Here is a 10,124-nt window from a genome sequence, read left to right as displayed (position 1 = left end):
CCCTCGCAGCCGTCAACGCCATGATTTATATGCGAAATATCACGATTACGACAGCGAAATCAGCGACTTACTTGGAGAATGTGGGATGCAGTATCACCAAACCTGACACCAAAGTTTGTCTGGCGATTCGCTTTTTCTTTGGCAGTATCATGGGAAGGACGAAAGCATTTCGAGGAGAGGGTCTCTGAGCGGCGTTCTGACGATAGGCGTGGCGATCGCGCTGGCTTGTGCGGCGATCGGGGTCATGGCCTTCGATCTGTCGTTCTGGGCTGCGCTGTTGCTATACTCGGTCAGCGGCCCCGCCGCCACGCTTTTCGTCGCATGGCGGCGCTTCCGATGTATCGAGGGGAACGAGATGCAGCGCCGCCAGGCTGAACACCAGCCATAGTCCCCGGGGCCCCAGGATTCGGATCCCTAATAGCCGGTGCAGCGCAGCACCACGCCCACCGTCTTGGCGATGACCGTGATGTCGCCCGCAAGGCTCAGTTCGGCGGCATAGCGCGCGTCATAGGTGGCGCGGGCCGCGAAGGTGCTGTCGTTGCGGTCCGAGATCTGCCACAGCCCGGTGACGCCGGGACGCAGGTGGTAATAATCCGCCCCCGGGTAAAGCTGCGCCTGTTCCAGCATCATCGGCCGCGGGCCGACCAGGCTCATGTCGCCGCGGAGCACGTTCCACAACTGCGGCAGCTCGTCCAGCGACGTCTTGCGCAGGAAATGCCCGGTCCGGGTGATGCGCGGGTCGTTCTTCAGCTTCTGCGTCAGGTCCCATTCGGCCTTGGCCTCGGGATTGGCGGCCAGATGCTCGGCCAGCCGCTTGTCCGCATCCTCGACCATGGTGCGCAGTTTCCACAGCCGGAAGCTGCGGCCCGAGCGGCCCACGCGCAGCTGCGTGTAAAAGGGCTTCTCGCGATGCCCCAGGATGACCAGCGCCAGGATCACCACCAGCGGCAGGACGATCGGCGCGGCCATGACCACCGCCATCAGATCCAGGGGGCGCTTGAGAAAGCGGGCGTAAAACGAACGGGTCCCGACGGGCTTGATGGTGCCGCTGGGGACCGCTTGCAGCACCGAGTCGAGCGACTCGATATCGAAATGGGTACTGTGCCGCATTTTAAAACCTGTCCTTAATCACTACCAGGGAAGTATAGCCTTGCATTTGAATAAAACTAGAACGAAAACAGCGCCTAACGAAAAGTATAGGTTCCTTTGTTTTCAATGTGTTGAAAGGTGTTCCGGGCCCGGATGGTCGCGATGACGCCGCCGTGTCAATTCGTGAGCGGTCGCGGCGGCACAGCAATTGGTTGATCCTGAAATTAATCGGCAACTGTTGGTTGAAAACCGTGGAATCCGAAAAGGCTGGGTGGCATTCTGGAAAAAGGTTTTCTCAATTCAGAGTTGTTAAAATGAGCGGTCTGGTGCAATTTCTAATTGAGGCCGTTGCGGCGCTTTACGTCGGCCACAGCCTCGTCAGTCCGGCGCTGCCGGGGATGATGCAGGAATTGCTGGGCAAGCCGGTCGAGATGCAGATCATCAACGGCGCGCCGCTGGAGATCCAGTGGACCGGCGCCCAGCATGCCCAGGGGGTGAACGGCCGCTCATGGCTACCGAATCATCCCGTGCAGGCCCTGGTCCTGACCGAGCGGGTGCCGCTGGCTTCGGCCGTCGATTATCACGACAGCGCCGGCTATGCCGCGAAATGGGTCGCGCTGGCCCGGCAGTCCAACCCGCGGGTGAAGCCCTATCTCTACCAGACCTGGGACCATATCGAGCCGGGCCTGACCGAAGCCTGGCGCGACCGCATCCTGGCGGACCTGCCGCAATGGCAGGCGATTGCCGACCGGGTGAACCGGGACCTCGCCCAGGGGCAGGAGCCGATGCGCCTGATCCCGGCCGGGCTGGGCATGGTGCGGCTGCACGATGCCATCGAGGCGGGCCAGGTGCCCGGCGCCAGCTCGATCCGCGACTTCTTCGCCGACGACATCCACCCGACCGAGGGCGGCGGCTTCTACTATCTGGCCATGATCCATTATGCCGCGCTGACCGGCAAAAGCCCGGTGGGGCTGACCAACCGGATCCCCGGCGCCGGCGGACCCTATCCCGAGGTGCCCGGCGACCAGGCCGCCGTCCTACAGGCCCTGGCCTGGGAGACGGTGCAGGCCTTCGGCGCCGGAAACTGACGGCGCCGCCTCAGCGGCCGCGTGCCCAGCCGGGCTGGTCGCGGCGCATGCGCACCGCCAGCGCCACCGCGGCATAGGCGGCGAAGCCCGCGGGATCGGCCGCGGCCAGCCGCAGCAATTCGCCGCGACCGGGCCGGACATGGCCCTGGCGGCGCGGCAGGTCGGGGAACAGCCGGGCGATCTCGGCCACGCCCAGGTCCTGGCGGCGGCGCACCCGGACCAGGCGTGCGAAGCCCTCGGCCAGCGGCCATTCATAGGGCTCGTCCACCAGGAAGCGCTCGGCCTCCTCGAATTGCAGCCGGGCGAATGTGTCGTCCGAGATGACCTGCGGGAAGGCGCCCCAGCGCGCGCGCGCGGCCTGGTTCACCGCGAACAGCCCGGCGCCGGTGACAGCCTGGGCCACGAAGGGCAGTTTCTGCCAGAATCGCGCATAGGCGCGCGAGACCGGGCTGCGCGCCGGCGCCACCACCAGCCGGCCGCCGGCATAGCGCGGCTCGGGCGCCTCCAGGACCCGCATCAGCCCGGAAAGCAGCCGCGGCCCCATGCGGATATCGGCATCCAGATAGACCCGCATCCCGGGCCCGGCGCAGGCGTCGCCGTGATTCAGTGCGCCGATCTTGCCGCCCTGTGCCAGTTCCTCGACGCGCAGGGTCCAGCCGCGCGCGGCAAAGCCGGGCGCATGGGCCCGGGCCCGGCCGGCGGTGTCGTCCCGGCAGCCATTGGCGACCACGATCACCGCGACCGGGCCCGGGTGGTCCTGCCGCAGCAGATGCGCAAGGCAGGGGCCGATGTAATCCGCCTCGTCATGGGCGGGAAGGATGATGCTGCAGGGGGTCATCGGGTCCGGAATGGGCTGCGGTGGCGGGTCGGGCTGCGGGGGCGGCCGATTCGGCCTCCGCCGTCCGGGGGCTGAAGATCGCACGCATGGCCGGCCGCGCCCGCGGCGCCGGCGGGCCGGGCGCGGCCGGGAAGCGGGTTTCGGCAAGGCGGCGCGGAGAAATGCGGCGCATTGTCCTGATCCTGCCTGTTTTCGGTTGTCGCGTTCATGGCCCGGACGCTACCATGCCGCTGCCGTGAAAGTCATCGGCAGGCGGCGGCCCCCAAGGCGGCCGCGTCCACCAGAGGCAGAGGGGCCACAGGTTTGAAGCCCGCGACAGGGAATGAACCGGACAGGACGCCGGCAGGACAGGCTGCGCCCGAGACGGCGCGCGGCCATGTTTCCAGCAAGTTCATCCGGCGCGAGGCGGCAATGGCCGCCTCGGACGCGAAACATGCCAGGATCATCGCGCAGCGCTTCTCGCTGCTGCGCACCCGCATCCTGCGCGAGATGCGCAGCCGCGGCTGGAGCAAGCTTGCCGTGGTGCCGCTGACGCCGGGCGCGGGGGGCACCTTCGTGGCGGTGAACCTGTCGCTGGCCCTGGCCCGGCAGCCGCATACCCGGGTGGCGCTGGTCGACCTGAACCTGGGCGGGCCCGACGTGGCCCGGCAGCTGGCGATTCCCGGCTGCGCCCCGGTCGCCGACACGTTGCGCCAGGGGGCGGGGCTCGACCGGCTGCTGATGCGTGTGGACGAGGCGCCGAACCTGTCGGTCCTGGCGCCCGAGCGTGCCGAGTCGGCCGCCGCCGAGTTGCTGCAGGACGAGGCGCTGGCCCAGGCGATGCAGCGCCTGCACCAGAGCCACCCGGCCGAGATGATGGTCTTCGACACCGCGCCGCTTCTGGCCGAGGACGCGGCGCTGGCGGCCCTGCCGCTGGCCGATGCGCTGCTGCTGGTCGCGGACGGCCGCAAGGGCACCGCCGCCGACATGGCCGAGGCCGAGCGGCTGCTGGCCGGGATGCCCGCGGTGATGGGCGTCGTCCTGAACAAGTCGGAAGACTGACGTTGATGATTTAAGAGACAGGGTTCAGGATTTTGGGACCGATTCAATCCTTGCAGGATCTGATCTCGATGATCTGGCGGCGGCTGCCGCTGGTGATGACGATCGTGGTCCTGGGTGTGCTGATTTCATTCTACCTGATCGTGTCCTCGCCGCGGGTCTACCAGGCCTCGGCGGTGATCCAGCTGGACATGCCGGCGGTGGACCAGGGCGTCGACAGCTCGCTGCCGGCCTCGCGCCGGGTGCAGCTGATCGAGCAGCGGCTGATGGCGCGGGCCAACCTGCTCGACGTGATCGAGCGGCTGGGGCTGTTCGCCGACACGGCCAGCCTCAGCGAGACCGAGAAGATCGCGGCGCTGCGCAGCTCGACCCGCATCGAAAGCATCACCGCGCCCGGTGTGTCGGTGGATTCGCGCCTGGCCCTGGCCGCCATCGTCATCACCTCGCAGGCCGAGACGCCGGCCATGGCCGCCGCCATCGCCAACGATTTCGCCGACAGCGTCGTCAACCGCGACCGCGAGAACCGCAAGGCCCGCATCCTGGAATCGCAGGAATACCTGCGCAGCGAGGAGGCGCGCCTGAACGAGCAGCTTTCGGCGCAGGATCGCAGGATCGTCGAATACAGCGCCCGCAACGAGGATTCGCTGCCGACCTCGCAGGAATTCCTGCAGACCGAGCTGGCCCAGCTGACCGAGATGGAGACCACGCTGGACCGCGACATCATGACCCTGCAGCGCGAGCGGCTGTCGCTGGAGGCGGGCGGCAGCGCGGCGGATGCGCGGCCCTCGGCCTCGCTGGTTCAGCAGATCCGCGCCGCCGAGATCGAGCTGGCGCAGGCGCGCCGCACGCTGGATCCCGACCACCCCGAGATCAAGCGGCTCGAGGAAAGCCTGGCGCGGCTGAACAGCGGCGCCGGCATCGGCGGATCGGACGTGCTCCGCCGCCAGGCCGAGCTGATCGACGCCCAGCTGGTCAAGCTGAACGAGCAGAAGGCCGGCATCGCCACCCGCCGCACCGAGATCGACCAGGCCCGCGCCCGCGCCCCGGAAGTCACGCGCGAGCTTGAGGCCATGCAGCGCCAGCAGCGCCGCCTGCAGGACCGCTACAACGAGATCTCGCGCCAGCTGGCGCAGGTCGAAACCCAGCAGATGCTGATGGAGAACGACCAGACCGAGCGTTTCGTGCTGCTGGAACGCGCCCTGCCGCCGGAATATCCGGCGCTGTCCAACCGCAAGAAAAGCGCGGTGATGGGCGCGGCCGGCAGCATGACGCTGGCGCTGGCGGTCGCCTTCGTGCTGGAGATGATGCACCCGGTCCTGCGCCGCTCCAGCCAGTTCGCCCGGGCCACCGGCACGCGGCCGATCGTCTCGTTGCCCTATCGCCTGTCCGAGGCCGACCTGCAGGCCCGCCGCCGCCGCAACATCTACCTGGTGGCGCTGCTGGTGGTCGGCGCGGTGGTGGCGCTGTGGCTGCTGGGCGGCATTCCCGGCCTGCCCTCGCCGGGGGTCGTGGCCACGCCGACCGACGGAATGGGGTGATGGACGCGCCTTCCCCGGAAGGGCCGGCCGAGGCGCCGCGCAAGAGCCTGGCCTCGCGCGCCCTGGGCAGCGGCGCCTGGTCCATGGCCAATTTCGGCCTGGGCCAGGTCATGCGGCTTGGCTCGAACCTGATCCTGACCCGCATCCTCAGCCCCGACGATTTCGGGCTGATGGCGCTGGTGACCAGCTTCCTGATCGGGCTCAGCATGTTCAGCGACATGGGCTTCGGCCCCTCGATCATGCAAAGTAAGCGCGGCGACGACCCGGATTTCCTCGACACGATCTGGACGCTGAAGGTGGTGCGCGGCTTCCTGATCTTCCTGGCCGCGATGGCGATGGCCTGGCCGCTGTCGGTCTTCTACGGCGCGCCGCTGTTCGGGTGGGTGTTCCCGGTCGCCGCCACCTCGATGATCGTGGGCGGCTTCCTGCCCACGCGCATCGATTCGGCCGCCCGGCATCTGCAGATCGGCCGGCTGACGGTGATCGAGCTGGGCAACCAGCTGATCGGCATCCTGATCACCATCGCCGCGGCGCTGATGCTGCAATCGGTCTGGGCGCTGGTCTGGGGCAATGTGCTGGGCGCCTTCGCGCAGCTGCTGATGTTCCGTCTGTTCCTGCCCGGCCGCCGCAACCGCTTCCGGCTGGAAGCCGAGGCGCGGGCCGAGGTGATGAAGTTCGGCAAATGGATCTTCTTCAGCACCATCTGCGGCTTCCTGCTGTTCCAGGGCGACCGCATCATCCTGGGCCGGGTGCTGAGCCTGCATCAGCTGGGCATCTACAATATCGGCCTGTTCCTGGCCACGGTGCCGGCGATGCTGGGCTCGGCCATCGGTGGGCGGCTGTTCATCCCCCTGTATCGCGAGCACCCGCCGGCCGAGGGTGCGCATCACCGCCGCATGCTGGCGCGCGCCCGCGCCGGGCTGACGGCGCTGCTGCTGTTCGCCGCCATCGTGCTGGCCTGGGCCGGCCCGCCGCTGGTCGATCTGCTTTACGATGCGCGCTATGCCGCGGCCGGCGGCATCCTGGTGGCGATTGCCTGCATCCAGATGCTGCAGGTCATTCCGATCAGCTATGAATATTCGGCGTTGGCGGCCGGGGATTCGCGGGGCTTCTTCGTCATGCAATCCGCGCGCGCCGGGATCTATTTCACCCTGGTCGCGGGCGGCGCCGTCCTTCACGGCCTGCCGGGGTTGCTGGTCGGCCAGGCGCTGTCGCAGGTCTTCTGCTATCCGGTGACGGTCTGGCTGGCGCGCCGGCATGGCTGCTGGGATCCGCGCCACGACCTGGTCGCGGCGCTGGTCGCCCTGGGCGCCGCAGCCTCGGCGCTGGCCGGCTATCACCAAGCGGTCGTCGGGGCGCTGTTTCCTTAGGGTCAGCTTCAAGCATTTTCCCCCTTTCGGTTTCTTTGGCGCCGGGGCTATTGCATAAATCCACGTCACGAGGAGGAACCGGATGAGCGACGACAATACCCCGCGCAAGTCCCGCATCACGCGGGAAGAGGCTCTGGCCTATCACCTGGAGCCCCGGCCGGGCAAATACGACATCGTGGCCTCGACCCCGATGGCGACGCAGCGCGACCTGTCGCTTGCCTATTCCCCCGGCGTCGCCGTGCCGGTCGAGGCCATTGCCGAACGTCCCGAGACCGCCTATGACTATACCGTCAAGGGCAACATGGTCGCGGTGATCTCGAACGGCACCGCGATCCTGGGGCTTGGCAACCTGGGCGCGCTGGCCTCGAAGCCGGTGATGGAGGGCAAGGCGGTGCTGTTCAAGCGCTTCGCCGACGTGAACGCCATCGACATCGAGCTGGATACCGAAGACCCGGATCAGATCATCAATGCCGTGCGGCTGATGGGTCCGACCTTCGGCGGCATCAACCTCGAGGACATCAAGGCCCCGGAATGTTTCATCATCGAGCAGCGGCTCAAGGAGGTGATGGATATCCCGGTCTTCCACGACGACCAGCACGGCACGGCGGTGATCTGCGCGGCGGGGCTGATCAACGCGCTGGAACTGTCGGGCAAGAAGATCGAGGATGTGCGTATCGTGCTGAACGGCGCCGGCGCCGCCGGCATCGCCTGCCTCGAACTGCTGAAATCCATGGGCGCGCGGCACGAGAACTGCATCATGTGCGACACCAAGGGCGTGATCTACCAGGGCCGCACCGAGGGCATGAACCAGTGGAAATCCGCCCATGCCGTGGTGACCGAGGCGCGCACGCTGGAAGAGGCGATGAAGGGCGCCGACGTGTTCCTGGGCGTCTCGGCCAAGGGCGCGGTGACGCAGGACATGGTGCTGTCGATGGCCGAGAACCCGGTGATCTTCGCCATGGCGAACCCCGATCCCGAGATCACCCCCGAGGAGGCGCATGCCGTGCGCCCCGACGCCATCGTCGCCACCGGCCGCTCGGACTATCCGAACCAGGTCAACAACGTCCTGGGCTTTCCCTATCTGTTCCGCGGTGCGCTGGACATCCACGCCCGCGCCATCAACGACGAGATGAAGATCGCCTGCGCCCGGGCGCTGGCGGAACTGGCGCGCGAGGACGTGCCGGACGAGGTCGCCGTGGCCTATGGCCGCAAGCTGCAATTCGGCCGCGACTACATCATCCCGACGCCCTTCGACCCGCGGCTGATCCATGTCGTGCCGCCCGCCGTGGCCAAGGCCGGCATGGAAACCGGCGTCGCCCGTCGCCCGATCATCGACATGGAGGGCTATGTCCAGTCGCTGAAGGCGCGCATGGACCCGACCGCGGCCATCCTGCAGGGCATCCATGCCCGTGCCCGCCAGGCCCAGGCCCGGATGATCTTTGCCGAGGGCGACGACCTACGGGTGCTGCGCGCCGCCGTGGCCTGGCAGCGCGGCGGCATGGGCCAGTCCATCGTCGTCGGCCGCGAGCATGACGTGAAGGAAAAGCTGGAGACCGTCGGCCTGGGCGATGCCGCGCGCGAGATCTCGGTGGTCAATGCCGGCAATTCGCGCCATCTGGAGCAATATCACGAAACCCTCTACGCCCGGTTGCAGCGCAAGGGCTATGACCGCGAGGATGCGGTCAAGCTGGCCAATCGCGACCGGCATGTCTTTGCATCGCTGATGCTGGCGCATGGCCATGGCGACGGGCTGGTGACCGGGGCGACGCGCAAGAATGCGCATGTGCTGTCGCAGATCGGCATGGTCTTCGACGTGACGCCGGCCGATGGCGCCGTGGGCATCACCGCCGTGCTGCACAATGGCCGCATCGTCCTGATGGGCGACACGCTGGTCCATGAATGGCCCGAGGCCGAGGACCTGGCCGACATCGCCACCCGCGGCGCCCATGTCGCCCGCGGCCTGGGGCTGGAGCCGAAGGTCGCCTTCCTGTCCTTCTCGAATTTCGGCTATCCGGTCAGCGAGCGGGCGGTGAAGATGGCCCATGCCACCGAGGTTCTGGACGCCCGCAAGGTCGATTTCGAATATGAGGGCGAGATGACCGTCGATGTGGCGCTGAATCCGTCGCAGGCGGCGAAATATCCGTTCTCGCGGCTGAAGGGGCCGGCCAACGTGCTGGTGGTGCCGGCGCGGCACTCGGCCTCGATCTCGGTGAAGCTCTTGCAGGAGATGGCGGGGGCGACGGTGATCGGCCCGATCCTGACCGGGGTGCCGCAGCCGATCCAGATCTGCTCGACCGGCTCGACGGTGAACGACATCCTGAACATGGCCGCCATCGCGGCCGGAAGGCTGGGGCAGGTGAAATAAGCGATGCGGGCGCCCCGGCAAGGGGCGCCCGCCGCCGTGTCAGGATCTGGGCGTCAGAACTTGTAGGACGCGCGCAACTGCACCATGTTCAGGTCCAGGTCGTTGCCGTCCACGCCGGCGCTGTCCTGCAGCACGTCCTTGAAATCGTTGCGGGTATATTCCGCGCCGACGGTGAAGTGCTCGGCGACCTTGTAATCCACGCCCAGGCCGTAGGTCAGGCCGGTATCCGAGAATTCGTCGGTGTCCAGCTTGGCCGCGCCCAGCGTGGCATAGGGCAGGAACCTGCCGGCGTCATAGCCGGCCCGCAGCCGCAGCCGGGTCATGTCGCCGTCGCTGTAGACCTCGTCCGGCGAGACCTTGTTATAGTCCAGCTCGCCGCCCAGCACGAAACTGCCGAAGCCGCGCTGATAGCCGGCATGCACACCATAGGCGTCGAAATCGTCCAGGTCCGGCAGCGTGCCGCGATTGCCCAGATTGCCGCTACCCTTGCCGTATTGCAGACCGGCATAGAAGCCGTCCCAATTGCCGACAGGGGCCGGGGCGGCCGTCTCGATCGGGGCGGCCACCGGCTGCTCGACCACCGGGGCGACATAGCCGCCGGCATAGGCACCACCCGCGACCAGCGAGACAAGGGTTGCGTAACCAATTGCTTTCATTGTGAGTTCTCCATTTCTTGCGGGCCGATGCGGCCCAGATCACTCGGGCCCAATGCCTAGAGCCTGTTGCACTCAATCGGCCTCATACCCGGCGGTTTTGAAGTAGTTGTAGCACTCCTCGTCGGAGAACAGATCGCAGACC

The 10,124-nt window shown here is 67.3% G+C and carries 10 protein-coding genes; 7 read left to right on the top strand and 3 right to left on the bottom strand.

The annotated features are described in order from the left end of the window. The coding region (locus I9P22_RS24680; RefSeq protein ID WP_233253524.1) for a hypothetical protein at positions 1–188 on the top strand (188 nt) is incomplete at its 5' end. A 20-nt stretch (positions 189–208) separates the two neighbouring features. Then, entirely contained in the window at positions 209–388 is a 180-nt protein-coding gene (locus I9P22_RS21400; RefSeq protein WP_233253526.1) for a hypothetical protein, read from the top strand. A 26-nt stretch (positions 389–414) separates the two neighbouring features. On the opposite strand, the gene I9P22_RS21395 is transcribed toward I9P22_RS21400, so the two are convergent. Then, entirely contained in the window at positions 415–1,110 is a 696-nt protein-coding gene (locus I9P22_RS21395) for a sugar transferase (protein ID WP_199261956.1), read from the bottom strand. A gap of 305 nt (positions 1,111–1,415) precedes the next feature. On the opposite strand from I9P22_RS21395, the gene I9P22_RS21390 reads away from it, so the two are divergent. After that, a complete protein-coding gene (locus I9P22_RS21390; RefSeq protein WP_332909057.1) occupies positions 1,416–2,177 on the top strand; it encodes a hypothetical protein in 762 nt (253 codons plus the stop codon). Positions 2,178–2,187: 10 nt separating this feature from the next. Here the strand turns inward: I9P22_RS21390 and I9P22_RS21385 are convergent, their stop codons facing one another. Continuing rightward, positions 2,188–3,015 (bottom strand): glycosyltransferase, encoded by an 828-nt coding sequence (locus I9P22_RS21385; RefSeq protein ID WP_199261951.1) that lies wholly within the window; start codon positions 3,013–3,015, stop codon positions 2,188–2,190. Positions 3,016–3,318: 303 nt separating this feature from the next. On the opposite strand from I9P22_RS21385, the gene I9P22_RS21380 reads away from it, so the two are divergent. The 4 genes from I9P22_RS21380 to I9P22_RS21365 all read left to right on the top strand — a co-directional run bounded on the left by I9P22_RS21380 (position 3,319) and on the right by I9P22_RS21365 (position 9,326). Continuing rightward, positions 3,319–4,056: a P-loop NTPase family protein gene (locus I9P22_RS21380; protein ID WP_199261949.1), complete on the top strand. Its 738-nt coding sequence runs from the start codon at positions 3,319–3,321 to the stop codon at positions 4,054–4,056. Between the two features lie 50 nt (positions 4,057–4,106). Continuing rightward, positions 4,107–5,591 carry a GumC family protein gene (locus tag I9P22_RS21375; RefSeq protein WP_199261947.1) on the top strand — a complete coding sequence of 495 codons (1,485 nt, stop codon included), beginning with the start codon at positions 4,107–4,109 and terminating at the stop codon, positions 5,589–5,591. Further along, positions 5,591–6,961 (top strand): oligosaccharide flippase family protein, encoded by a 1,371-nt coding sequence (locus I9P22_RS21370; protein WP_199261945.1) that lies wholly within the window; start codon positions 5,591–5,593, stop codon positions 6,959–6,961. The genes I9P22_RS21375 and I9P22_RS21370 overlap by 1 nt, the downstream gene beginning before the upstream one ends. Positions 6,962–7,043: 82 nt before the next feature. After that, a complete protein-coding gene (locus tag I9P22_RS21365; protein WP_199261943.1) occupies positions 7,044–9,326 on the top strand; it encodes an NADP-dependent malic enzyme in 2,283 nt (760 codons plus the stop codon). A gap of 53 nt (positions 9,327–9,379) precedes the next feature. Here the strand turns inward: I9P22_RS21365 and I9P22_RS21360 are convergent, their stop codons facing one another. Further along, positions 9,380–9,982 (bottom strand): outer membrane protein, encoded by a 603-nt coding sequence (locus I9P22_RS21360; RefSeq protein WP_199261941.1) that lies wholly within the window; start codon positions 9,980–9,982, stop codon positions 9,380–9,382. Positions 9,983–10,124: the final 142 nt, after the last annotated feature.

The organism is Paracoccus binzhouensis, from assembly GCF_016446475.1.
Taxonomy (GTDB): Bacteria; Pseudomonadota; Alphaproteobacteria; order Rhodobacterales; family Rhodobacteraceae; genus Paracoccus; species Paracoccus binzhouensis.
This window is presented reverse-complemented; position numbering and strand designations above follow the sequence as displayed.